Raw genomic sequence first — 22,363 nt, 5'->3', positions numbered from 1 at the left:
AATCCCGCCCCTCGCTCGGTCTTCCCGTCCCGGCTCCTTCCCCGCCCGGCGGGATCAGAAGGGCAGGCGCGCGGTGGAGCCGCGGACGATGAGCTCGTACGGCAGCTCCCCGGGACGATGCGGCGCGGACGCGTCGCGGTCGCCGGCGGTGTTGGGCTCGAGCGCGGCGAGGATCGCCTCCGCTGCCCGTTCCCCCTGCCCGAGCGGGAACTGGTCGACCGTCGTCAGCCGGAAGAACTCGCCCAGCTCGTGTCCGTCGATGCCGATGATGGAGAGGTCCTCGGGCACGCGGTATCCGAGCTCGCGGGCGGCCAGCAGCGCGCCGATCGCCATCTCGTCGGATGCCGCGAAGATCGCGGTCGGGCGACCACCCGGTTTGCCCAGCAGCTGCTTGGCGGCGCGGAAGCCGCCCTCGATGGTGAAGTCGGCCGGCTCGTACAGCGACGGCTTGACCGGGATGCCGGCATCCGCCAGCGCCTGCTCGAACCCCTGCCGCCGGTGCGTCGGGATGTGGAAGTCGACATCGAACTCGGGGCTCGCTCCGATGTGGGCGATGTCGCGGTGCCCGAGCGCGAGCAGGTGCTCGGTCGCCAGGCGCGCGACGGCCACATCGTCGACCGTGAGGGTCGTCAGGCGCGGGTTCGGCCCGCCGATCGCGATGACCGGCAGGTCGAGCTCGAGCAGGCGCCCGGTCTCCTCCTCACCCAGCTCGATCGAGATCGCGATCACCCCGTCGACCCGCTGCCGGCGCAGGAACGTCTCGAAGACGTCCTGCCGCTCGGCGCGGTCGGCGGTGAGGCTGTACAGGGTGATGTCGTAGCCCCGGCGCATGAGCGCCGAGGCGATGCCGCTGAGCACGGTGGAGAAGAACCACCGGTCGAGGAACGGCACGAGCACGCCGATGTTGCGGGTGCGGCCCGACGCGAGGCTCGACGCCGATGCGGACACGACGTATCCGAGGTTCTTCGCAGCGAGCTGGACCTTGGCCTTGGCTGCCGCGGAGACGTGGCCGCGACCGCTCAGCGCCCGCGAGACGGTCGCCGTCGAGACGCCCGCCGCGCGTGCCACTTCGTCGATGCTGACCACGTCGTCACCTTCCTCCGGATCGCTCCGGCGACTCAGTCGTTCGCGAGCCAGACCGTCGTGTCCACCGGGAGCTCCCCACCGTCCACCGGGCCGCTGGACGCGATCACGATACCGGTCGGCAGCGGGACCGCCGTCGAGCCGGCGTTGGCGATGACGGTGACCGTGCCGTTGCGGAAGGCCACCACGTCCTCGCCCAGGCCGTCGATCCACTCGAGAGAGCCAGCGCCGAGCTTGCGTGCGCGGCGCTCGGCGATCAGCGTGCGGTACAGCTCCAGCGTGGAGCCGGGGACCCCGGCCTGCGACGACCGGGCGAACTCGGCCCACTCCGCAGGCTGAGGCAGCCACGAGGCGCCGGAGGGGCTGAAGCCGTAGGCGGGGGCATCCGCCGTCCACGGGATGGGCACGCGGCAGCCGTCGCGGCCGTAGCGCTCGCCGTCGGTGCGGAACCACGTCGGGTCCTGGCGCGCCTCGCCGGGGATGTCGATGACCTCGGGAAGACCCAGCTCCTCGCCCTGGTACAGGTACGCCGAGCCCGGGAGCGCCAGCATGAGCGCCGTCGCCGCGCGCGCACGGCGCAAGCCGACATCGGGGATCGGCTTGCCGGGGGAGTCCGGTCCGATGCCGTGACCCTGCGGGTTCTCGGCCGTCAGCGCCAGTCGCGACGCGTGACGGACGACGTCGTGGTTCGACAGCACCCAGGTGGCGGGAGCGCCCACCGCCCAGAACGCCCGGGTCGACTCGGTGATGACCTCGCGCAGGGCCGAGGCATCCCACTCGGTCTGGAGGTAGGGGAAGTTGAACGCCTGGTGCATCTCGTCCGAGCGCACCCACAGGGCGGTGCGGTCGGCCGTGGGCAGCCACGCCTCGGCGCACAGCGCGCGGTCGCCCTCGTACTCCTCGAGGATGCGGCGCCAGTCGCGGTACACCTCGTGCACGCCCTCCTGGCCCCAGTACGGGACGTTCGCCTCTTCGCCGCCCATCGAGTCGGCGTCGGCGGGAGGCGTGTAGTCGGGAAGTCCCTCGGCCTTGACCAGCCCGTGCGCCACGTCGACGCGGAACCCGTCGACGCCACGGTCGAGCCAGAAGCGCAGGATGCGGCGGAACTCCTCCCGCACCTCTTCGTTGGACCAGTCGAAGTCCGGCTGCGAGGAGTCGAACAGGTGCAGGTACCACTGGCCCGGCCGACCGTCCGGCTCGACGACGCGCGTCCACGCCGGACCGCCGAAGACGGACTCCCAGTTGTTCGGGGGCAGCTCGCCGTTCTCGCCTCTGCCGTCGCGGAACATGTAGCGGGCGCGCTCACGGCTGCCGGGCGCTGCGGCCAGCGCCTTCTGGAACCATTCGTGCTGGTCGGAGGAGTGGTTGGGGACGAGGTCGACGATGACACGGATGCCGCGCGCGTGTGCCCCGGCGAGCATCTCGTCGAAGTCGGCCAGCGTGCCGAACAGCGGGTCGACATCGCAGTAGTCGCTGACGTCGTAGCCGGCGTCCTTCTGCGGCGATCGCTGGAACGGGCTCAGCCAGATCGCGTCGATGCCCAGCTGTGCCAGGTCGTCGAGATGCGCGGTCACGCCCGGGAGGTCGCCGATCCCGTCGCCGGAAGCATCGGCGAACGAACGCGGGTAGATCTGGTAGATCACGGCGGTGCGCCACCACTCGTCGCCGACGGGGGCGAGCGGCGCCGCAGTGCGCTCAGTGGTCTCTGTCGTGGGGGAAGTCATCGCGCCAGTCTACTGCAAGCGCTTACACACGGTGTCGACGATCGAATCTCAGCACGCTGAGCGAGCGCCGGACCGAGCGGGCGCGGCGGTAAAGGGCGGGGAAGCGCGGAGTAGGGTGAGCGGGTGCCGTCCGAAGCCCTGCTGCGCGCCGAGTCCCTGATCCGGACGATCCCCGACTATCCCGAGCCGGGCGTGCTGTTCCGCGACATCACGCCGCTGCTGGCGGATGCCTCGGCGCTGCGCACAGTGGTCCACGCGATGATCGCGCCCTTCGAGGGGGACTTCGATGTCGTCGCGGGCGTCGAGGCGCGCGGGTTCCTGCTCGCCGGTGCCGCGGCGATGGAGGCGGGCGCCGGGCTCGTGCCGATCCGGAAGGCGGGCAAGCTGCCCCGGCCGGCGGCATCCGTCTCGTACGCGCTGGAGTACGGCACCGCCACGATCGAGGCGCACGACGACATCACCGCGGGCATGCGCGTGCTGCTCGTCGACGACGTGCTGGCCACCGGGGGCACGCTCGCGGCGGCGCACGAGCTCGTCGCCTCTCTCGGCGGGACGGTCGTCGGCACCGCGGTGCTGATGGAGCTGCGCGCTCTGGGTGGGCGCGAGGTCGTGCCCGACATCCACACCGTCTTCACCGCCTGACGCGCGCGGACGCCGGCCGTCGGGTGTGCGCCCGACAGCCGGCATCCCCACCGGTCAGCGTCCGGCCCGGCGAGCGAGGCGGGACTGGATCCGGCCGGCGACGAGCACCCCGCCGAGGACCACGAGATAGAGGCCGGCGACGACGCCGCCGCCCATCTGCGAGAAGAACAGCAGCGGCACCTGGACGAACGGCAGCGGAAGGGCGAGCCACAGGCTCACTCGACCGGCGCGAACGAGCGACACCGTCAGGATGATCGCGCCGATCAGCCACAGAGCGTTCGCCGCCATCGCGACGATCGGGAAGAACTCCAGGTCGATGCCGTTGATCGCGCTGGTCACGGTGCCGACAGTGAGCAGGACGGTTCCGGTCGCGGCGACGAAGGCACCCCAGCTCGACCGCGCGTACCGTGCGAGCCCGGCGAACAGGACCGCGAACGCCCACAGCGAGATCGTGAACATCGCGAGGATCACCCGGGTCCGCGGGTCGATCGCCGGGTCCTCATCCTGCGGGAAGACGATCTGCAGAACGCCGATCACGACCGACAGGGCGCCGGCGATGAGCGCGGCGGAGCCGGCGAGACGTGCACTGACACGGCCGATGACGCGGCCGTCGCGCGGAGGCGGCAGCGGGGCGCCGGAGCGGGGAGGGGCGGAAGTGGTGATGGTTGCCATGATCAGGCCTTTCTCTGTTCGAAGTGTCCGTATCGCCCTGCGTTGCGGAGCGAGCAGTGCCACGCTACGAGCGGCCAGTGCAGCGCGGCATCGGCCGGGAGTCGGGCGCTGCGTCGACGGGAGCCGCGACCGGCCGCGTCGATCGGCGCGCGCGGCATCGACGACGGTCGACGCGGGTCGCGACCTTCGTCGCTGTCGGTGTGCGCGACGACGCCCCTACGATCGAGCCGTGACGACCCCGACCGATCCCGCGCCGCCGCACTCGCGCGCGCCCCGGCGCCGAGCGGTCTCGTCCGACGACGCGCCACGGCGCTCACGCCGATGGGCCTCAGGCCTCATCACCGCGCTCCGCGGCTGGACGAGCCCGCTCGACCTCGCGATCGCCGGCGGCATCGGCGTCTGGGCCGTGCTCGAGGCGCTGCTGGTGCCGACCTCGAACCCGCTCGCCCAGCTCGGCTTCGCCCTTCTGATCTCGCTGCCCCTCGCGGTGCGTCAGAGGCTCCCGGCCGGAGTCATGCTGGTGGTCGCGGCGGCGCTCGTCGCCCACGCCGCGTCCGCAGGACCCGATGCGACGTTCAACCCGTTCCCGAGCCTGCTCGTGGCCACCTTCACCGTCGCCGAGCGCATCGCCGCATGGTGGTGGGCGGCGCTGCTCGGTCTGGTGCCGATCGCCGCGATGCTGACGGCCCACGTGCTCGGCTACTTCGGGCAGCCGGGCATCGAGACCGCCGGCGTCGGATTCCTCGTCTTCTTCGTCGGGGCGACCTGGGCCGCCGGCCGCATCGTGCGCCATCGCGCGCTGTCGGTGCAGCGGGCCGACGAGGGCGCTGCCGAGCGTGCGGCCGAGGCGGCGGCATCCGAGCGGCGGCGCATCGCCCGCGAACTTCATGACATCGTCGCCCACGCGCTGTCGATCGTGACGCTGCAGGCCGCGGCGGCCGAGCAGTTCGTCGAGCGCGACCCCGCTCGCGCGCGCAATCACCTGCAGCTGACCCGCCGCACCGCGCAGGGGGCGCTGGACGAGATGCGGCACCTGCTGGAGGTGCTGCGCGAAGACGACGTCTCGTACACGCCGCAGCCGGGACTGTCGGCGCTTCCCGATCTCATCGCCGAGACGGAGGCGGCAGGCCACGCGTGCACGCTGGTGACCGATGTGGCCGGCGACATCCCCGACGGGCCTGCGCTCGCCGTCTACCGGATCGTGCAGGAGTCGCTGACGAACGTGCGCAAGCACGCTCCCGGCGCGGACGTGACGGTGACGGTGACGGCTCTCGGCCGGGATCTCGACGTACGGATCGAGAACGGACCGGCGTCTGCGGCGCCCACGGGCGAGGTCCGCGGCAGTGGACGCGGGCTCCCCGGGATGCGGGAGCGGGCGCGGCTGTACGGCGGCCTTCTCGTGGCGCAGCCGACGGCCGAGGGAGGATGGGTCGTGCACGCGACGATCCCGAACGGAGGTGCCGCATGAGCGGACCGGACGGCGGCCCGCGGGTCCTCGTCGCCGATGATCACGCGCTCGTGCGCTCCGGCATCCGGGGGCTGCTGGAAGGGGCCGAGGTGGAGGTGGTCGGCGAGGCGGGAAACGGGCAGGAGGCCGTGACCGCGGTGCGCGAACTGGCGCCGGACGTCGTCCTGATGGACATCAGGATGCCCGGCATGGACGGCATCGAGGCGACCGGTGTCATCACCGCGCTGCCGCGTGCCCCTCGCGTGCTGGTGCTGACCACGTTCGACCTCGACGAGTACGTGTACCGCGCGCTCGCGGCCGGTGCCTCCGGGTTCCTGCTCAAGGATGCGCCGCCGGACCGCCTCGTCGACGCCGTGCGCACCGTCGCCGCCGGCGAGGCGCTGCTCGCGCCGGAGGTCACCCGACGCCTCATCGAGCGCTACCTGGCCTCGCCGGCTCCTCACGCGCAGCCTTCCGTCGACCTGACGCCGCGCGAGCACGAGATCTGGATGCTGATCGCGCGCGGCCGCTCGAACCTCGAGATCGGACAGGAGCTGTACCTCAGCGAGGCCACGGTGAAGGCGCACGTGACCCGGCTGCTGGCGAAACTCGGAGTGCGCGACCGCGTGCAGGCCGTCGTCGCCGCGTACGAGATGGGTCTGGTGCGGCCCGGCGACGCGGGCTGAGCTGCGGTCGGGCGTCGCCCGCCGCGAGCGCGGCAGTTTCCTGCGAGCGCGGCTGCCCGTTCTGCATCGGCCGCCGGGAACTGCAGCGGTCTGGCGCGCCGACCGCCGGTTCGCCCGGTGGAACCCCCGGGCGTCAGCCGCCGAGCACGACGTTGAGAGGCTCCTCGCCGGCGGCCAGGCGCTCGATCTGCGTCCGCACGAGCCGGGCGATGCGGGGGCGCATGGCGCTGGTCGCCCCGCCGACGTGTGGGGAGATGAGCACGCCCGGCAGGCCCCACAGCGGGTGACCTTCGGGAAGCGGCTCGGGGTCGGTGACGTCGAGCGCGGCGCGGATGCGCTCGCGGCGCACGTGATCGACGAGCGCGTCCGTGTCGACGAGGCTGCCGCGGCCGACGTTGACCAGGAGGGCCCCGTCCGGAAGCGCCGACAGGAACGCGTCGTCGACGATGTGCCGCGTCGCGTCTCCGCCGGGGAGCGAGGCGATCACGATGTCGGTCCGGGGCAGCAGGTCGGGCAGCTCCTCGACGCTGTGCACCGGCATCCCGTCCTCGTCGCGGGCGCGGGATGCCACGGCCGTGAGCTCCACCTCGAAGCCGGCGAGCCGCGCCGCGATCGCCTTGCCGACGCCGCCGTAGCCGAGCAGCAGCACGCGTCGATCGGCGAGGCTCTCGGCGAACACCGGAGACCAGCGCCCGGCCGCCGTGTCGAGGGCGAAGGCGTCGAGGTGCCGCTGCGCGGCGAGGGTGAGGGCGACGGCGAGCTCCGCGGTGGAGGTCTCGTGCGCCGAGGCGGCGTTGGCGAACCGCAGCCCGTCGGGCAGCATCCCCGCGACGCCGTCGTATCCGATCGACTGGCTCTGCACCAGTCCGACCTCGATGCCGTCCAGATGCGAGAGCACCTTGCTCATCGACATGTACGGCGGGACCACCATGTCGAAGCGGTCACGCGGCGCCTCGGCATCCATCGGCCACACGATGAGCTCGACGCCGTCGGGAAGCTCTCCCAGATCGGCGGCCAGCTGCTCGGTGGGAACGGTCACGACGAGATTCCGGATGCCTGCGCTCACTCCTCCCACGCTACCGGCGCGCTGCCGACGCGGGTGTCGGCGTCCCCGGTACGCTCGCGACGAGCGGCGAAGCGACGGCGCGGCGCCGCGAGCGAGGAGGCGTCATGGTCCCCGAGATCAACTACTGGGCGGTGCTGCTGGCGACGGCGTCGAGCATGGTCGTGGGCTCGATCTGGTACACGCCGAAGGTCTTCGGCACGCGCTGGGCGAGGCTCGCCAAGGTCGACATGGACCGCCCCGGCGCGACCGCCGTCGTGCCGATCGTCGTCACGCTCATCGTGAGCTTCATCACGGCATGGGTGCTGGCCGGTTCCACGTCGATCGCGTGGCACTTCTACGGCGGCGGCTACCTGCTAGCCGCGCTCGCCACGGCGGTGATCCTGTGGGCGGGCTTCACGGCGGCGCGGTTCATCACGCACGACGCCTTCGAGGGCCGCCCGTGGTCGCTGACGGTGCTCAACATCGGGCACGAGCTGGTGACCCTGATCATCATGGGTCTCATCATCGGCGTGTGGCCGCCCGCCGGCACCGTCTGACCCGTCCCGCCCGGGCCGCGGATGCCGCGTCAGGCCGCGGCGCCGACGACAGCCGAAACGGCCGCGGTGAAGAAGCGCAGCCCGTCGACGCCCGACCGCATCGCGGCGGCGGTGTTCGGGCCGAAGCCCGGCTCGACGGCGTGCTCGGGGTGCGGCATGAGGCCGACGACGTTCCCGCGCTCGTTCGTGATGCCGGCGATGTCGCGCAGCGAGCCGTTCGGGTTCACGCCGACGTAGCGGAGGGCCACGAGGCCCTCGCCCTCGAGCCGGTCGAGCTCGGACTCCGAGGCGATGTAGCCGCCGTCGGCGTTCTTCAGCGGGATCAGGATCTCCTCGCCGCGTCCGAACTCGCTCGTCCACGCGGTGTCGTTGTTCTCCACGCGCAGACGCTGGTCGCGGCGGATGAACTGCTGGTGCGCGTTGCGGATCAGCCCGCCGGGAAGCAGGTGCGCCTCGACCAGCATCTGGAAGCCGTTGCAGATCCCGAGGATGGGCATGCCCTTGGCGGCGGCATCCTTCACTTCGGACATGATCGGCGCCAGGGCGGCGATCGCGCCCGCACGCAGGTAGTCGCCGTAGCTGAAGCCGCCGGGAAGCACGAGGGCGTCAACGCCCTCCAGGTCGTGCGATCCGTGCCACAGGGCGACCGGCTCGGCGCCGGCGAGCTCCACGGCGCGCTGCGCGTCGCGATCGTCGAGCGATCCCGGGAAGGTGATGACGCCGATGCGCGCGGTCATTCGACCACCTCGACGGCCACGACGTCCTCGATGACCGAGTTCGACAGGATCTCGTCGGCGACCTTGCGGGCCTGAGCGAGGACGTCCTCGTCGACCTCGCCGTCCACCGTGAGCTCGAAGCGCTTGCCGATGCGCACGGACGAGAACGACTCGACGCCCAGCCGCGACAGCGCGCCGGTCACCGCCTTCCCCTGCGGGTCCAGCAGCTCGGCCTTGGGCATGACGTCGACGACGATGGTGGGCACGTGTTCCTCCTGGCGGCCGGAGGCCGCAGCTATCGGTCGTTGCGCGACGAGCGCAGCGAGGAGTCGAAACGCCGGATGTCGCGGGCAGGGGTCCCTCCAATTCTACGGGCCGCGCCGCGCCCGGCGGACGATCGCCCCGCGACGGCGAAGCCGCCCCAGTCCACGGCGCCGCCGCGGCCCGTGACGAAACCGTGACAGCACGTCGTGGGAGCGCTCCCTTGACACTCGTGGGAGCGCTCCCGTAACGTTGCCGCCACTGCCGTGGGAGCGCTCCCACGGCGCACTCGATCGCTACACCGGCGATCGCCAGCAGCAGCCATCCACCTGCACCACAAAGGAGTGACAGTGAACACACGTGCGTTCCGCCGAGGGGCCGTGACCCTCGCCGCCTTCTCGGCTTCCGCCATCGTCCTCGCCGGCTGCGCCGGCGGCAGCGGCAGCGGCTCGTCCGGAGGGGACGGGCAGATCACCCTCACCATCGCCACCTTCAACGACTTCGGCTACACCGACAAACTCCTTCAGGAGTACATGGACGAGAACCCGAACGTGAAGGTCGTGCACAACAAGGCCGCGACGTCCAACGACGCCCGCGCCAACTACTTCCAGAAGCTCGGCAAGAGCGGCCTCGCCGATATCGAGGCGATCGAGGTCGACTGGCTGCCCGAGGTGATGCAGTACTCCGACCTGCTCGCGCCGGTGCCCGAGGACCTCGCGGACCGCTGGCTGGACTGGAAGGTCGAGGCGGCCACCGACGCCGAGGGCAACCTCATCGGCTACGGCACCGACATCGGGCCCGAGGGTGTGTGCTACCGCACCGATCTGTTCGCCGAGGCGGGCCTGCCCACCGATCGCGAAGAGGTCGCCGCGCTCCTCGACGGCGACTGGTCGACCTACTTCGAGGTCGGCGACCAGTACGTCGCCGCAACCGGCAAGGCCTTCTTCGACTCCGCCGGCGGCACGTACCAGGGCATGATCAACCAGGTCGAGGCCGCCTACGAGGACCCCGATTCCGGCGAGATCATCGCCACCGAGAACGACGAGGTGAAGGACATCTACGACCAGGTGACCGCCGCCAGCGCCACCCAGTCCGCGCACCTCGGCCAGTGGTCCGACGACTGGTTCGCGGGCCTGTCCAACGGCGCCTTCGCCACGATGCTGTGCCCCGGGTGGATGCTCGGCGTCATCTCGGGCAACGCCCCCGACACCACCACCTGGGACATAGCGAACGTCTTCCCCAACGGCGGCGGCAACTGGGGCGGCTCGTACCTGACCGTTCCCGCCAACGGCGCCAACGTCGAGGCGGCGCAGGAGCTCGCCGACTGGCTCACCGCGCCCGAGCAGCAGATCAAGGCGTTCGAGAACGCCGGCACGTTCCCCAGCCAGAGTCAGGCACTCGAGTCCGAGACGCTGCTGGGCTCGACGAACGAGTACTTCAACAACGCTCCGGTGGGACAGATCCTCACCGACCGCGCCAACGCGGTCTCGGTCGCTCCCTTCAAGGGCGAGTTCTACTTCCAGATCAACGACGGCATGCAGAAGGCGCTGACGCGCGTCGAGGACGGGACGCAGGACGCCCAGACGTCGTGGGACCAGTGGGTCTCGGAGGTCGAGGCCCTCAAGTGACCAGCGGATGCCGCGGACCGAGACGCTGACGCCCGGCCCGCGGCATCCGTCACCGACCCGGGCGGGGCGACGCCTGACTCAGGCCCGCCCCGCCCGTACCACCGTCCACCCTCTCCCGGAGGAGCGTCGTGACCGCGACCATCACCCCGCCCCGAGCCGCCGCACCCGGCGAGCCGGCGCGCCCGCGCCCCCCGAAGCGCATCGGATTCGGCAGCCGGCTGAGCACGTGGGACCTCAAGCTCTCGCCGTACCTCTACATCTCCCCGTTCTTCATCCTCTTCGTCGTCGTCGGGCTGTTCCCGATCGCCTACACGGCGGTCATCTCGTTCATGGAGTGGGACCTCGTCCGAGGCTCCGGCGAGTTCATCGGCTTCGGCCAGTACGAGTGGGTCCTCGGCAATCCCAAGTTCTGGATCGCCCTGCGCAACACCTTCAGCATCTTCCTGCTCTCCAGCGTCCCCCAGCTGCTCGCCGCCATCTTCATCGCGGCGATGCTCGACCAGAACATCCGCGCCAAGACCTTCTGGCGCATGGGCGTGCTGATCCCCTACGTCATGGCGCCGGTGGCCGTCGCCCTCATCTTCAGCAACATGTTCGGCGACCAGTACGGCATCATCAACACGCTGCTGAACCGGATCGGCGTGCCCGATGTCGACTGGCACTCGAACGCCTTCGCCAGCCACATCGCGATCGCCACCATGGTGAACTTCCGGTGGACCGGCTACAACACGCTCATCCTGCTCGCCGCGATGCAGGCGATCCCGCGCGACTACTACGAGGCCGCCACCGTCGACGGCGCCGGAAAGATCCGCCAGTTCTTCGCGATCACCGTTCCGAGCCTGCGTCCGACGCTCATCTTCGTGATCATCACCTCGACCATCGGGGGCCTGCAGATCTTCGACGAGCCGCGCATGTACGACCAGTACGGCACCGGCGGCGCCAACTATCAGTGGCTCACCATCAGCCTGTGGCTGTACGACATCGGCTGGGGCGAGTGGAACTTCGGGCGCGCGGCCGCGCTCGCCTGGATCCTGTTCCTCATCATCCTCGCCATCGGCATCCTGAACCTCTTCATCACCCGCAGGCTCGTCCGTGACGAGGGCGCGCGCGGCTCGATGACCCGCGCCGAGCGCCGCGCCGCGGCTCGCGCAGCCAAGCGCGCCGTCGCCGCGGATGCCGCACGCACCGTCGCGGCGTCCTCGCGGCAGCAGTCCGAGAACGCCGAGGAGGCACACCGATGACCGCCGTCAACGTTCCGCCGCTGCACGTCGAGGATTCCCGGATGCCTCGGGAGCGGACCCGCCGCCGACGGCGGCACGTTCGGGGGACGCGCCCCGGCTGGTTCGTGTACGGCGCACTGGCCGTCGTCCTTCTCGCGTCGCTGCTGCCCTACTACTGGTCGCTGCTCATCGGCTCCGGCGACTCCTCGACGATCCGCGACCCGAACATGTCGTGGATCCCCGGCGGCAACTTCCTCGCGAACGCGGCGGCGGTGATGAACGACCCCGCGGTCAACTTCTGGCCGGCGCTGTGGAACTCGATCTGGAGCTCCGCCGTGATCGCGCTGTCGGTCGTCTTCTTCTCCACCCTGGCAGGCTGGGCGTTCGCGAAGCTGCGGTTCCGCGGCAGCAGCATCCTGCTCGTGTTCGTGATCGCGACGATGGCTGTGCCGACGCAGCTGGGCGTGGTGCCGCTGTACATCCTCTTCAGCGAGATCGGCTGGACCGGCCAGATCGGCGCGATCATCATCCCGGCGCTGGTGACGGCGTTCGGCGTGTTCTGGATGACGCAGTATCTGCGCCAGGCGGTGCCCGATGAGCTCATCGAGGCGGCCCGCGTGGATGGAGCGAGCTCGTTCCGCACGTTCCTGACGGTCGGGCTGCCGGCGGCGCGCCCGGCGGCGGCGATGCTCGGCCTGTTCACCTTCGTCACCGCGTGGAACAACTTCTTCTGGCCGTTCATCGTGCTCGACCGCCAGAACCCCACCCTGCCGGTCGCGCTGTCGCTGCTGCAGTCGAACTACTTCGTCGACTACTCCGTCGTGCTGGCCGGTGTGCTGCTGTCGACGATCCCGCTGCTGATCCTGTTCGTGTTCGCGGGCAAGCAGCTGGTCAGCGGCATCATGGCGGGCGCGGTCAAGGGCTGATAGACACATGACGAGCGTTACCCGAGAGGACTCTGCCCTGATGACGACCGCGACCTCGCGCGCCTTCCCGTCGAACTTCCTGTTCGGTGCGGCCACCGCCGCCTTCCAGATCGAGGGCGCGGCCCACGAGGACGGGCGCCGCGACTCCATCTGGGACGCGTTCTGCCGCGTTCCCGGCGCGGTGATCAACGGAGACAACGGCGACGTGGCCTGCGACCACTACCACCGGTACCGTGACGACGTCGCCCTGATGAAGGACATGGGGCTGCAGACCTACCGCTTCTCGACCTCGTGGTCGCGGGTGCGCCCCGACGGCGGGCCCCTCAACCCGCGGGGCGTGGACTTCTACGAGCGGCTCGTCGACGAGCTGCTGGATGCCGGCATCCTGCCCTGGCTCACCTTGTACCACTGGGATCTGCCGCAGGCGCTGCAGGACAAGGGCGGCTGGACGAACCGCGACACCGCCGACCTCTTCACCGAGTACGCCCTCGACATGCACGACGCGCTCGGGGACCGCGTGGGCGTGTGGACCACCCTCAACGAGCCGTGGTGCTCGTCGTTCCTCAGCTACACCGCGGGCCTTCACGCGCCCGGTCACTACAGCGTCGGCGAGGGACTGCTGGCCGCGCATCATCTGCTGCTCGGACACGGGCAGGCCGTCCGCGAGCTGCGAGCGCGCGACGAGTCGCTCACGCTCGGCATCACGCTGAACCTGACGGTCGCCGACCCCGTCGACGCGTCGGATCCGAAGGATGCCGACGCGGCCCGGCGGATCGACGGGCAGTTCAACCGGTGGTTCCTCGACCCGATCTTCCGTGGCCGGTACCCGGCTGACATCGTCGACGACATCCGCGCCGTCGACGCCGACGCGGTGCGGGCACTGGACGACGCGGTGCGACCCGGCGACCTCGAGGCGATCGCGACCCGCATCGACACGCTCGGCGTGAACTACTACCACGGCGAGTACGTCGGCGGACACGAGCCGGTGAACCCCCCTCGTCCCGGCGACGCGCCGACGGATCGTCCCGGTCGCTCGCCGTTCCCGTCGCACGAGGGCATCTTCTGGCACGAGCGGGGGCTGCCGCGCACGCCGATGAACTGGGAGGTTCAGCCCGAGGGGCTGACCCGTCTGCTCACCCGCGTGTGGAACGAGTACGCGCAGCCGGCCGGCACGGTGCTGTACGTCACCGAGAACGGCGCCGCCTACGACGACGAGGTCGTCCACGACGACGGCGAGCCGCGCGTCCACGACGACGACCGGGTGGACTTCGTGCGCCGGCACCTGGCGGCGATCCTCGACGCCGTCTCGGCCGGCGCCGACGTTCGGGGATACTTCTATTGGTCCCTGCTCGACAACTTCGAATGGGCGTGGGGCTACGAGAAGCGGTTCGGCATCGTGCGCGTCGACTACGACACGCAGGCGCGCACGGTGAAGGACAGCGGACGCGAATACAGCCGGATCATCGAGGCGCGCGCGATCGACCTGTAGTCGCCGCCGACCGGGCCGCAGCATCCGGGGAAGGGGGCGAGCGTGAGCACCGACTCGCCGCGCGCCGCGGTGACGATCGAAGAGGTCGCCGCGGCCGCGGGCGTCTCGCGATCGACGGTGTCGCGCGTCGTCAACGGATCCACGGCGGTCAGTCCCGAGGCGCTGCAGGCGGTCAAACGCGCGATCGCGGAGTTGAACTATGTGCCCAACCGCGCCGCGCGATCGCTCGCCAGTCACCGGACCCACGCCGTCGCCCTCATCGTGCCCGAGGACACCACGCGGTTCTTCGGCGATCCGTTCTTCGCATCGATCGTCTCGGGCATCAATGCGCGCCTGAGCCGCTCGGACTACGTGCTGAACCTCTTCATCGCGAGCGACGACCCCGGCGACAAGACGACCGGCTACGTCCGCAGCGGCGCGGTCGACGGTGCGATCGTGGTCTCGCACCACACCAGCGACACGTTCATCGACCGCATCGCGAGCGTCGTCCCCGTCGTCTACGGCGGCCGGCCCATCCGGCTGCGCGAGGAGGACTACTACGTCGATGTCGACAACGTCCGCGGCGGCTATGACGCGACGATGCACCTGATCGAACGTGGCAGGAGCCGCATCGCGACCATCACCGGCCCGCTCGACATGCCCGCGAGCATCGACCGGCTGCAGGGGTACCGCGAGGCCCTCGCCGCCGCCGGGCTTCCCGAGGGACCGATCGCCGACGGCAACTTCACCGCCGACGGCGGCGCCGACGCGATGCGGCAGATCCTCGAGGCCGGAGAGCGACCCGACGCCGTCTTCGTCGCCAGCGACCTGATGGCGCGAGGAGCGCTCGCGGCGCTCGCGGCCGCCGGGGTGCACGTGCCCGACGATGTCGCGGTTATCGGATTCGACGACTCGCCCGTCGCGACCTCCGTCACGCCGCAGCTGACGACCGTGCGACAGCCATCATTCGCGCAGGGCGAGCAGATGGCCTCGGTGCTGCTCGATCTGCTCGCTGGTCGGCAGCCGCGCCACGCCACGATGCTCGAGACGGAGCTGGTGATCCGCGAATCGGTCTGAACGGCGGTCGATCGAGGCTCCTTCCTCGATCGAGACCGGGTGGCGTCTGCGGTCAGCCGCGGCCGGGCGCCGTCGCGTGCAGCACGTTCGCCCAGGGGTCATCGAACGACATGGTGCGCCCGTCGTCGCGGACCTCGAACCCGTGGTGCCGGAGCCGCTCGGACAGCGCCCCGAGGGCATCCGCATCTGGAAGAGCCAGATCGAGTCGGCCCAGCCCGAGGGCGGGCATCCGTGGCCCTGCGCCGCGCGAGTTCCACACGTTCATCGCCATGTGATGGTGGTAGCCGCCCGCGCTGACGAAGACGGCCTGATCGCCCAGCCGCGCCGTCTCGTCGAAGCCGAGCGCGTCGACGTAGAACGAGCGCGCCGTGGCGACATCCCCGACCGACAGGTGCACGTGCCCGACGGATGCCGCCGCACCGGCCGTCGCGCCCGCCGCCGCCTGCTCGCTGAGGTGCTCCCGGAGGAAGGCGTTCGGGTCCAGGTACAGCGTCGCCATCTCGACCTGGCCGTGCACCCACGACCACTCGGTGCGGGCGCGGTCCCAGTACAGCTCGATGCCGTTGCCCTCGGGGTCGGTGAAGTAGAACGCCTGGCTGACGAGGTGATCCGCCGACCCGGTGAAGCTGCCCGGCGCCCGTCTCGCGACGCTGTACAGCGCCGCCGCGAGGGCCTCTCGCGTCTCGAACAGGATCGCCGTGTGGAAGAGTCCAGCCGACCCCGGCGCCGCGTGGCGCAACGAGGGCTCGTGTCGAAGGACCACGATCGGCCGTCCGGCGCGTCCGAGCACGATCTCGTCGCCGCTCGCCGACAGCACCTGGAGGGTGACGACGTCCCGGTAGTACGCCGTCATGCCGTCGAGGTCGGCGACCAGCAGCGTGACGGGGCCCATCGCCGTGTCGGTCGCGAGACGCACCGAAGCCGGGAGCTCCTCATCCATGCGAATGGGAACTCCCGGCATCCGTGGTTCATTCCTGACGGGATGCGCCGTGACCGGCATCCCGCCCTCATCAACCTGGTTCGGGGCGCGGATCGGGCGGTTCGGGTGTGACGAACGCGCCCCAACCTGACGGAGTGCGCCCCGAACCCGAAGGAATGCGCCCCAAAACCCCGGAGGAAGGCCCTACTGCGGGTCGCCTCCCAGCTGACCGACGGCGGGGATGGGACCGCCGTCGTCGGCGCCGGTCCTGCGCCACCGGGCGATGAGGTTGCCGAGGTGGTAGATCACGAGCGCGGCGGCCGAGCCGAGCACGATGGCGCCGAGCTGGAAGTCGCCCCACTGCATGGTGAAGCCCGCGATCGCGATGACGAGCGCCACAGCGCCGGTGTACTGGTTCACCGGGCGCGAGAAGTCCACGCGGTTGTCGACCCAGATCTTGATGCCGATGATGCCGATGAGTCCGTACAGCGCGGTGGTCACGCCGCCGAGCACGCCGGCGGGGATGGAGTTGAAGACCGCGCCGACGACGGGCGAGAGGCTGAGCAGGATGGCGAAGATGCCCGCGACCCAGTACGCCGCCGTGGAGTACACGCGAGTCGCGGCCATGACGCCGATGTTCTCGCCATAGGTCGTGGTGCCCGAGCCGCCGAAGAAGCCCGCGAGCGTCGTCGCAGCGCCGTCGGCGATGAGCGCGCGGCCGGTGTGGCGGTTGACGGAGGCATCCGTCATCGTCGCGACACCCCGGACGTGGCCGACGTTCTCGGCGATGAGCACGAGCACGACGGGCAGGAACATCGCGATGACGCCCCACGTTCCGGGGGAGACGAAGTCGGGCAGGTGGAAGGTGGGCAGGCCGACCCACTGACCGTCGGCGGCGAGCTCGTTGACCGCGGTGAAGTCCACCTCACCGCGGATCAGCGCGAAGACGTACCCCACGATGACGCCGAGGAAGATCGAGATGCGTCCGAGGAAGCCGCGGAACAGCACGCTGAAGAGCACGACGGCGACGAGCGTGACGGTCGCGGTGAGGGGCGCGGCCTGGTAGCTGTCCCAGGCGACCGGTGCGAGGTTGAACCCGATCAGCGCGACGATGGCGCCGGCGACGACCGGCGGCATGAGCTTCTCGATCCACCCGAGCCCCGCGAACTGCACGAGGAAGCCCACCGCGGCCAGCAGCACGCCGACCGCGACGATGCCCGCGAGCGCCGAACCCATCCCGGCGGACGCGGTCGCGGCGGTGACGGGAGCGATGAACGCGAAGGACGACCCGAGGTAGCTGGGCAGCCTGTTGCGCGTGACGAGCAGGAACAGCAGCGTGCCGAGGCCCGAGAACAGCAGTGTGGTCGAGACCGGGAAGCCGGTCAGCACGGGCACGAGGAACGTCGCACCGAACATCGCGATGACGTGCTGGGCGCCGATCGCGATCGTGGCCGGCCAGTTCAGGCGCTCCTGCGGCTTCACCACCTGGTTCGGTTCGACGGTCCGGCCGTTTCCGTGCAGGGTCCACAGCGGCATGCGCGCTCCTCGGGAGTCGGGGGATGGGGGGCGACCATCACGATAGTGGTCGACGCGACCGCGCCCGGCATCCGCTCGTCGCCGCGCCGCGGATGCCGCGCCCCGGGGTTCTATGAGCGGGTCAGGCGCTCCAGCAGCTCGCGGTAGCGCGCGGCGGTGCGCTCGACGATCTCGGAGGGGAGCGCGGGCGGCTCCCCCTCGCGCGGCTCGGCCCAGTTGGCCGCGAGCCAGTCGCGGACGATCTGCTTGTCGAAGCTCGCCATGCGCTCGGCGGACGTGGTGCCCTTGGCCCAGGCCGCGGCATCCCAGTACCGCGACGAGTCGCTCGTAAGCACCTCATCCGCGAGCGTCAGCACGCCGGCGTCGTCGACCCCGAACTCGAACTTGGTGTCGGCGAGGATCAGGCCGCGGGCCTCGGCCGTTCGCGCGGCACGCGCGTAGATCTCCAGCGACAGGTCGCGCAGCTCCTCCGCGCGCTCCGGCCCCACGAGCTCGACCGTGCGCTCGAACGAGATGTTCTCGTCGTGCTCGCCCAGCGGCGCCTTGTAGGCCGGAGTGTAGATCGGCTCGGGGAGGCGGTCGCCGTTCGACAGCCCTGCAGGAAGGGGGATGCCGCACACCGTCCCGCTCTCGCGGTACTCGGCCCACCCCGACCCCGTGAGGTAGCCGCGCACAACGCACTCGATGGGCTGCATGTCGAGGTTCTTCACGAGCATCGCGCGTCCGACGACGGCATCCGGGATGAGGGACTGCACATCGTCCGCGGTGTTCGGCTCGCCGTCCTCCCCCAGGGACAGCACGTGGGAGGCGGCGAGGTGGTTCGGGATGCTGCGGCCGCCGTCGCCGCCGGCCAACTGGTCGAACCACCACAGGGTGAGAGTCGTCAGCAGCACGCCTTTGTCGGGGATGCCGGGCGAGAGGACGTGATCGAACGCGCTCACACGGTCGCTCGCGACGACGAGCATGCGGTCAGCGGGCGCCTCGTCGGCGGTGTCGGGCACGTACAGGTCCCGCACCTTCCCCGAGTAGACGTGGCGCCAGCCGGGGAGGTCGAGCGGGGTGGGAGAGGTGTCCGTCACCCGCCCATTATCCCGGAGCCCCGGCCGGCATCAGGGTGTCAGCTCATCGACGTACGCGTAGGCCTCCGCCATGAGCGGCTCCCAGGAATCCGAACGTTCGGGGCCGATCAGCACCCACTCGCGCATCACCCGTTCTCGCACCGCCAGGCGCTCACCGTCGCCCGACGAGACGATGGCATCCGCCCGCGCCGCCGGGACCTTCACGACGAGACTGTCCCGGTAGCCGACGAACGCGAACACCTTGCCGCGGATGCGCAGGCCCTCGCTGCCGAACATTGGACCGATGTCGACTCCCTCGCGGCGAAGGTAGTCCGCCGCGATCGGATCGAAGATCGCGTGAGCCCGCTCGGCGGCACCGTCATCGCTCATGGCCACAGCGTAGGGGCAGCCCCCGACGTGGGCCACGGCCATCTCGCCCGGTGCCGGATTCGGATGCCGAGCCCGGATTCGGGTTCGCGGCACGCCCGGGTCCGAATCCGGGGCGGCGCCCCGAATCGGAGCCGAGGCGAGGCATTGCGCGCGCTCAGACCGTTGTCAAGCGGCTGGCCGTGCCTGCGGCATCCGGCCAGCATGGCGACATGACCGGACTCGCCGTAATCCTGCTCATCGTCGGAATCGTGCTGCTGCTGCTGGGTGTCTTCGTCGAGGCGGTGAAGTTCCTGCTGTGGCTCGGCATCGTGATCATCATCATCGCGGTGATCGCGTGGCTGATGCGCTTCATCCGCCGTCAGACCTGACGTCGGCGTGACCCGGTGAACCGCCGCGGGGCGCTCGACGGCTGAGCCGCGGGCGCCTCGCGCGTTCAGTCCTCGACGACCCGCGCGGCGATGTCGGTGCGGTGCTGACCGCCCTCGAGGCCGATCTCGGCGACCGCGCGGTATACGCGGTCCCGCGCCTCGGCGAACGTCGTACCGACACCCACGACGTTGAGCACGCGTCCGCCGGTCGCAACGAGGCCGCCGTCGGTCTCGGCGGTGGCGGCGTGCGCGAGGTGCACGCCCTCGACGGCCTCGGCCGCAGACAGCCCGGTGAGCGGCCGACCCGTGACCGGGGCGGCGGGGTAGTTCTCGCTCGCCAGCACGACCGTGACGGCGGCCGCGTCGGCGAACGACGGACGCGGGCGGTCCTCCAGATGACCGGATGCCGCCGCCAGCAGCAGCTCCGACAGCGGGTCGAGCAGCCGCGGCAGCACGACCTGCGTCTCGGGGTCGCCGAAGCGCGCGTTGAACTCGATGACCTTCACGCCGGCGTCGGTGATGATCAGGCCCGCGTAGAGCAGTCCGATGAAGGGCGTGCCCTCGGCATCCAGCTGACGGATGACCGGCTCGGCGATCTGGCGGGTGACGAGGTCGACGAACTCGTCCTCGCCGCCGAACCGCTCCGACAGCCACGGCAGCGGCGAGTACGCGCCCATGCCGCCGGTGTTCGGGCCTTCGTCGCCGTCGCGGAGGCGCTTGTAGTCCTGGGCCGGCGAGAGCGGAAGCACGTGGTCGCCGTCGCTCAGGAAGAACAGCGACACCTCGGGCCCGGAGAGGAACTCCTCGACCAGCACCGGTCCGGTGGGGAGGTAGGTCTCAGCGTGCGCGAGGGCCTCGTCGCGGTCGGAGGTGACGATCACGCCCTTGCCGGCGGCGAGACCGTCCGCCTTGACGACGTGCGGAGCGCCCAGCTCGTCGAACGCCGCCTCGACCTCAGCGCGCGTCGTCGCTCGGACGGCGCGGCCGGTGGGGACGCCCGCGGCGTCCATGATGCGCTTGGCGAAGGCCTTGGAGCCCTCCAGCTGCGCCGCCGCCTTGCCGGGACCGAAGACCGGGATGCCTCGCTCCCGCAGAGCGTCGGCGACGCCGGCGACGAGCGGGGCTTCGGGGCCGACGACGACGAGGTCGATGAGGTTCTCGTTGGCGAAGCTCGCCACGGCCGCCGGGTCGTTCGCGTCGAGCGCGACGAGCTGCGCGTCCTGCGCGATACCGGCGTTGCCGGGGGCGGCGAAGATCTCGTGCGCGGTCTCCTCCGAACGCAGCGCCAGGATGATGGCGTGCTCACGCGCGCCCGAGCCGAGGACCAGAATCTTCACCCGCCCAGCCTACCGAGGGCATCCGGCGCGCTCCGGTGAGGGGACGCGACGGACGGTTTCGCGCGTACCGTGGTGCCATGCCCCGCAGGATCTCCATCGACGACGGCCGCGCCGCGCTCGATGCGGTGCGGGCCTCGGGTGAGGCGGCTCCGCGCACCGCCCGCGCCACCGCCGTGCGGTATCTGCTGCAGCTGCTGGCCGAGAAGGCGCCGGGCAACTCCGTCGAGGTGCGGGTGCCGCCCTTCGGTGCGGTGCAGGTGCTCGAGGGCCCCCGCCACACGCGGGGCACACCGCCGAACGTCGTCGAGACCGATCCCGCCACATGGATCGCGCTCGCCACCGGCGTCGAGCACTGGACGGATGCCGCCGCCGACGGCCGTATCAGCGCATCGGGCACGCGCGCCGACATCTCGCACCTGCTGCCGCTGCGCCCTTGACGCACACCGCTCGATAGGCAGGAGTGCACCCCGGATCCCGTGGTCCGCTCGGACGGGAATCGACCCCGTGCGAGCTCCCGCGGTGGGACAATGGATGCATGGCTGAGCACGTGCACGACCACGTCGAGACCGTCCGCGTGCGTCGCGCGCCGAAGATCACGGTCTTCCTGCTGCTCGGTGCAGCACTGGGCGTCCTGCTGGCGCTGATCCTGACCTTCGCCTTCAACGGCACGGCCGAGACCAGTCCCAACACGGGCTTCGAGTACTCGCAGGGGCAGGTGTTCGGCTTCCTGCTGGTCGCATGCATCCCCATCGGCATCGCGGTCGGCGCCGTCGTAGCCCTGATCCTCGACCGCCGATCGCGCCGCCGGGCCCAGGACGTGGCGGTCGACCACAGCTCGATCCACACCGCCCCCGAGCCGGGCACCAATCACCACGGGCGTCGCTGACACGAGGCATGCGCCCCGGCGACGACCCGGGTCGCCGGTCAGGCGAGCTCGGCGATGATCGGGTGGATCGCGGAGTCGAAGGCCGCGACATCCCCTCGCAGCCCGTCGGTGACGGCGATGGTGAGTGAGCCGATCCACCACACGCCCCGCTGGCTGAGGGGCAGCACCTGCACGTTCAGCTCGAAGGAATGCGCCCGGCGCCCGACCTTCCGCTCGTACTCGGCGATCGCGCTGGCGTACGCCCGGTACGCCGTCCCGGTGCCCGAGCCGGCGTCACGCCGATAGCGCGCGCTCGCCGACTGCGCGAACGCCAGCGCCTCGGGACCGAACGGCCGCACCGCCGCCCGCAGCTCGTCGGCGCCTTCGGACGGCAGGGCGAGTAGGGTCTCGAAGCCATCGACGAGGTCGAGAGGCACCGGAGACGGATGCGCCTGCGGCTCGACCGTCATGGCCCAGTACTCGCGCCACTGTCGCTCCAGCAGAGCCTGGGCGGCTTCGTCTCGGTGGTTCTCCCGTGGCGGGATGCCTCGCAGATGCGGGAGCTCGTCGGGGGAGCGGATGCCGAGCACCTGTCGCAGATACAGGGCGAGAAGAACCGGCTGACCGGCGTCTTCGCGGATCAGCCACTCCGGACCCCCGGTGCCGCCCATGGGTCACATTCTAATTTCCCCGGTGGGAGCCGGGGCGGCGTGGGAGGACCGAATCGAGCCTGCGAGC

General features: G+C 70.9%; 24 protein-coding genes. 12 read left to right on the top strand and 12 right to left on the bottom strand.

The window, feature by feature from the left end; genetic code table 11:
- Positions 1-54 precede the first annotated feature (54 nt).
- A complete protein-coding gene (locus AC5RVZ_RS12715) occupies positions 55-1,086 on the bottom strand; it encodes a LacI family DNA-binding transcriptional regulator (protein WP_494066121.1) in 1,032 nt (343 codons plus the stop codon).
- Positions 1,087-1,118: 32 nt separating this feature from the next.
- The gene (locus tag AC5RVZ_RS12710; protein ID WP_494066120.1) at positions 1,119-2,807 is read right to left on the bottom strand and encodes a glycoside hydrolase family 13 protein; all 1,689 of its coding nucleotides are present in this window, start codon (positions 2,805-2,807) and stop codon (positions 1,119-1,121) included.
- Positions 2,808-2,930: 123 nt separating this feature from the next.
- Between AC5RVZ_RS12710 and AC5RVZ_RS12705 the strand changes: the two genes are divergently transcribed.
- On the top strand, positions 2,931-3,449 hold the full coding sequence (locus AC5RVZ_RS12705) for an adenine phosphoribosyltransferase (protein ID WP_494066119.1): 519 nt from the start codon (positions 2,931-2,933) through the stop codon (positions 3,447-3,449).
- A 54-nt stretch (positions 3,450-3,503) separates the two neighbouring features.
- On the opposite strand, the gene AC5RVZ_RS12700 is transcribed toward AC5RVZ_RS12705, so the two are convergent.
- Entirely contained in the window at positions 3,504-4,121 is a 618-nt protein-coding gene (locus AC5RVZ_RS12700; RefSeq protein ID WP_494066118.1) for a hypothetical protein, read from the bottom strand.
- A gap of 229 nt (positions 4,122-4,350) precedes the next feature.
- Between AC5RVZ_RS12700 and AC5RVZ_RS12695 the strand changes: the two genes are divergently transcribed.
- Complete coding sequence (locus tag AC5RVZ_RS12695) at positions 4,351-5,589, top strand: sensor histidine kinase (RefSeq protein ID WP_494066117.1); 1,239 nt, start codon at positions 4,351-4,353, stop codon at positions 5,587-5,589.
- Entirely contained in the window at positions 5,586-6,254 is a 669-nt protein-coding gene (locus AC5RVZ_RS12690; RefSeq protein ID WP_494066116.1) for a response regulator, read from the top strand. The genes AC5RVZ_RS12695 and AC5RVZ_RS12690 overlap by 4 nt, the downstream gene beginning before the upstream one ends.
- A gap of 133 nt (positions 6,255-6,387) precedes the next feature.
- On the opposite strand, the gene AC5RVZ_RS12685 is transcribed toward AC5RVZ_RS12690, so the two are convergent.
- The gene (locus AC5RVZ_RS12685) at positions 6,388-7,320 is read right to left on the bottom strand and encodes a 2-hydroxyacid dehydrogenase (protein ID WP_494066115.1); all 933 of its coding nucleotides are present in this window, start codon (positions 7,318-7,320) and stop codon (positions 6,388-6,390) included.
- A gap of 104 nt (positions 7,321-7,424) precedes the next feature.
- Here AC5RVZ_RS12685 and AC5RVZ_RS12680 point away from each other — a divergent pair, with 104 nt between their 5' ends.
- On the top strand, positions 7,425-7,856 hold the full coding sequence (locus AC5RVZ_RS12680; protein ID WP_494066114.1) for a DUF1761 domain-containing protein: 432 nt from the start codon (positions 7,425-7,427) through the stop codon (positions 7,854-7,856).
- A gap of 29 nt (positions 7,857-7,885) precedes the next feature.
- Here AC5RVZ_RS12680 and purQ read toward each other — a convergent pair whose 3' ends face one another.
- Both purQ and purS read right to left on the bottom strand, forming a co-directional pair.
- A complete protein-coding gene (gene purQ, locus AC5RVZ_RS12675) occupies positions 7,886-8,593 on the bottom strand; it encodes a phosphoribosylformylglycinamidine synthase subunit PurQ (protein WP_494066113.1) in 708 nt (235 codons plus the stop codon).
- On the bottom strand, positions 8,590-8,838 hold the full coding sequence (gene purS, locus AC5RVZ_RS12670; protein WP_494066112.1) for a phosphoribosylformylglycinamidine synthase subunit PurS: 249 nt from the start codon (positions 8,836-8,838) through the stop codon (positions 8,590-8,592). Before purS ends, purQ begins: the two co-directional genes overlap by 4 nt.
- Positions 8,839-9,183: 345 nt before the next feature.
- Here purS and AC5RVZ_RS12665 point away from each other — a divergent pair, with 345 nt between their 5' ends.
- The 5 genes from AC5RVZ_RS12665 (at position 9,184) to AC5RVZ_RS12645 (ending at position 15,152) form a co-directional block, all read left to right on the top strand.
- Complete coding sequence (locus tag AC5RVZ_RS12665; RefSeq protein ID WP_494066111.1) at positions 9,184-10,461, top strand: ABC transporter substrate-binding protein; 1,278 nt, start codon at positions 9,184-9,186, stop codon at positions 10,459-10,461.
- A 128-nt stretch (positions 10,462-10,589) separates the two neighbouring features.
- The gene (locus AC5RVZ_RS12660) at positions 10,590-11,702 is read left to right on the top strand and encodes a carbohydrate ABC transporter permease (RefSeq protein ID WP_494066110.1); all 1,113 of its coding nucleotides are present in this window, start codon (positions 10,590-10,592) and stop codon (positions 11,700-11,702) included.
- Positions 11,699-12,607: a carbohydrate ABC transporter permease gene (locus tag AC5RVZ_RS12655; protein ID WP_494066109.1), complete on the top strand. Its 909-nt coding sequence runs from the start codon at positions 11,699-11,701 to the stop codon at positions 12,605-12,607. Before AC5RVZ_RS12660 ends, AC5RVZ_RS12655 begins: the two co-directional genes overlap by 4 nt.
- Before the next feature lie 40 nt (positions 12,608-12,647).
- Positions 12,648-14,096: a glycoside hydrolase family 1 protein gene (locus tag AC5RVZ_RS12650; RefSeq protein WP_494066108.1), complete on the top strand. Its 1,449-nt coding sequence runs from the start codon at positions 12,648-12,650 to the stop codon at positions 14,094-14,096.
- 42 nt (positions 14,097-14,138) lie between these two features.
- Entirely contained in the window at positions 14,139-15,152 is a 1,014-nt protein-coding gene (locus AC5RVZ_RS12645; RefSeq protein ID WP_494066107.1) for a LacI family DNA-binding transcriptional regulator, read from the top strand.
- A gap of 52 nt (positions 15,153-15,204) precedes the next feature.
- Here the strand turns inward: AC5RVZ_RS12645 and AC5RVZ_RS12640 are convergent, their stop codons facing one another.
- The 4 genes from AC5RVZ_RS12640 to AC5RVZ_RS12625 form a co-directional block, all read right to left on the bottom strand.
- On the bottom strand, positions 15,205-16,092 hold the full coding sequence (locus AC5RVZ_RS12640) for a VOC family protein (RefSeq protein ID WP_494066106.1): 888 nt from the start codon (positions 16,090-16,092) through the stop codon (positions 15,205-15,207).
- Between the two features lie 183 nt (positions 16,093-16,275).
- A complete protein-coding gene (locus tag AC5RVZ_RS12635; protein WP_494066105.1) occupies positions 16,276-17,607 on the bottom strand; it encodes a uracil-xanthine permease family protein in 1,332 nt (443 codons plus the stop codon).
- Between the two features lie 110 nt (positions 17,608-17,717).
- The gene (locus AC5RVZ_RS12630) at positions 17,718-18,686 is read right to left on the bottom strand and encodes a phosphoribosylaminoimidazolesuccinocarboxamide synthase (protein WP_494066104.1); all 969 of its coding nucleotides are present in this window, start codon (positions 18,684-18,686) and stop codon (positions 17,718-17,720) included.
- A 30-nt stretch (positions 18,687-18,716) separates the two neighbouring features.
- Positions 18,717-19,055: a hypothetical protein gene (locus AC5RVZ_RS12625; RefSeq protein ID WP_494066103.1), complete on the bottom strand. Its 339-nt coding sequence runs from the start codon at positions 19,053-19,055 to the stop codon at positions 18,717-18,719.
- 209 nt (positions 19,056-19,264) lie between these two features.
- Between AC5RVZ_RS12625 and AC5RVZ_RS12620 the strand changes: the two genes are divergently transcribed.
- A complete protein-coding gene (locus AC5RVZ_RS12620) occupies positions 19,265-19,423 on the top strand; it encodes a hypothetical protein (RefSeq protein ID WP_494066102.1) in 159 nt (52 codons plus the stop codon).
- 65 nt (positions 19,424-19,488) lie between these two features.
- Here the strand turns inward: AC5RVZ_RS12620 and purD are convergent, their stop codons facing one another.
- Positions 19,489-20,760: a phosphoribosylamine--glycine ligase gene (gene purD / locus AC5RVZ_RS12615; RefSeq protein ID WP_494066101.1), complete on the bottom strand. Its 1,272-nt coding sequence runs from the start codon at positions 20,758-20,760 to the stop codon at positions 19,489-19,491.
- 77 nt (positions 20,761-20,837) lie between these two features.
- Between purD and AC5RVZ_RS12610 the strand changes: the two genes are divergently transcribed.
- On the top strand, positions 20,838-21,197 hold the full coding sequence (locus tag AC5RVZ_RS12610) for a sterol carrier family protein (RefSeq protein WP_494066100.1): 360 nt from the start codon (positions 20,838-20,840) through the stop codon (positions 21,195-21,197).
- 98 nt (positions 21,198-21,295) lie between these two features.
- Positions 21,296-21,646 (top strand): potassium transporter Trk, encoded by a 351-nt coding sequence (locus AC5RVZ_RS12605; protein ID WP_494066099.1) that lies wholly within the window; start codon positions 21,296-21,298, stop codon positions 21,644-21,646.
- A 38-nt stretch (positions 21,647-21,684) separates the two neighbouring features.
- Here the strand turns inward: AC5RVZ_RS12605 and AC5RVZ_RS12600 are convergent, their stop codons facing one another.
- Positions 21,685-22,296 carry a zinc-binding alcohol dehydrogenase gene (locus AC5RVZ_RS12600; protein WP_494066098.1) on the bottom strand — a complete coding sequence of 204 codons (612 nt, stop codon included), beginning with the start codon at positions 22,294-22,296 and terminating at the stop codon, positions 21,685-21,687.
- Between the last annotated feature and the right edge of the window lie 67 nt (positions 22,297-22,363).

This window comes from Arthrobacter sp. Cza30 (assembly GCF_059090765.1).
The sequence above is the reverse complement of the archived record's forward strand: the minus strand, read 5'-3'. Positions and strand labels throughout refer to the sequence as shown.

Coding starts and splice junctions, on each gene's coding strand:
- AC5RVZ_RS12700 (WP_494066118.1), bottom strand. CDS start 4,121: ATGGCAACCATCACCACTTCCGCCCCTCCCCGCTCCGGCGCCCCGCTG.
- AC5RVZ_RS12710 (WP_494066120.1), bottom strand. CDS start 2,807: ATGACTTCCCCCACGACAGAGACCACTGAGCGCACTGCGGCGCCGCTC.
- AC5RVZ_RS12680 (WP_494066114.1), top strand. CDS start 7,425: ATGGTCCCCGAGATCAACTACTGGGCGGTGCTGCTGGCGACGGCGTCG.
- AC5RVZ_RS12655 (WP_494066109.1), top strand. CDS start 11,699: ATGACCGCCGTCAACGTTCCGCCGCTGCACGTCGAGGATTCCCGGATG.
- AC5RVZ_RS12620 (WP_494066102.1), top strand. CDS start 19,265: ATGACCGGACTCGCCGTAATCCTGCTCATCGTCGGAATCGTGCTGCTG.
- AC5RVZ_RS12635 (WP_494066105.1), bottom strand. CDS start 17,607: ATGCCGCTGTGGACCCTGCACGGAAACGGCCGGACCGTCGAACCGAAC.
- AC5RVZ_RS12640 (WP_494066106.1), bottom strand. CDS start 16,092: ATGGATGAGGAGCTCCCGGCTTCGGTGCGTCTCGCGACCGACACGGCG.
- AC5RVZ_RS12625 (WP_494066103.1), bottom strand. CDS start 19,055: ATGAGCGATGACGGTGCCGCCGAGCGGGCTCACGCGATCTTCGATCCG.
- purQ (WP_494066113.1), bottom strand. CDS start 8,593: ATGACCGCGCGCATCGGCGTCATCACCTTCCCGGGATCGCTCGACGAT.
- AC5RVZ_RS12610 (WP_494066100.1), top strand. CDS start 20,838: ATGCCCCGCAGGATCTCCATCGACGACGGCCGCGCCGCGCTCGATGCG.
- AC5RVZ_RS12690 (WP_494066116.1), top strand. CDS start 5,586: ATGAGCGGACCGGACGGCGGCCCGCGGGTCCTCGTCGCCGATGATCAC.
- AC5RVZ_RS12650 (WP_494066108.1), top strand. CDS start 12,648: ATGACGACCGCGACCTCGCGCGCCTTCCCGTCGAACTTCCTGTTCGGT.
- AC5RVZ_RS12605 (WP_494066099.1), top strand. CDS start 21,296: ATGGCTGAGCACGTGCACGACCACGTCGAGACCGTCCGCGTGCGTCGC.
- AC5RVZ_RS12600 (WP_494066098.1), bottom strand. CDS start 22,296: ATGGGCGGCACCGGGGGTCCGGAGTGGCTGATCCGCGAAGACGCCGGT.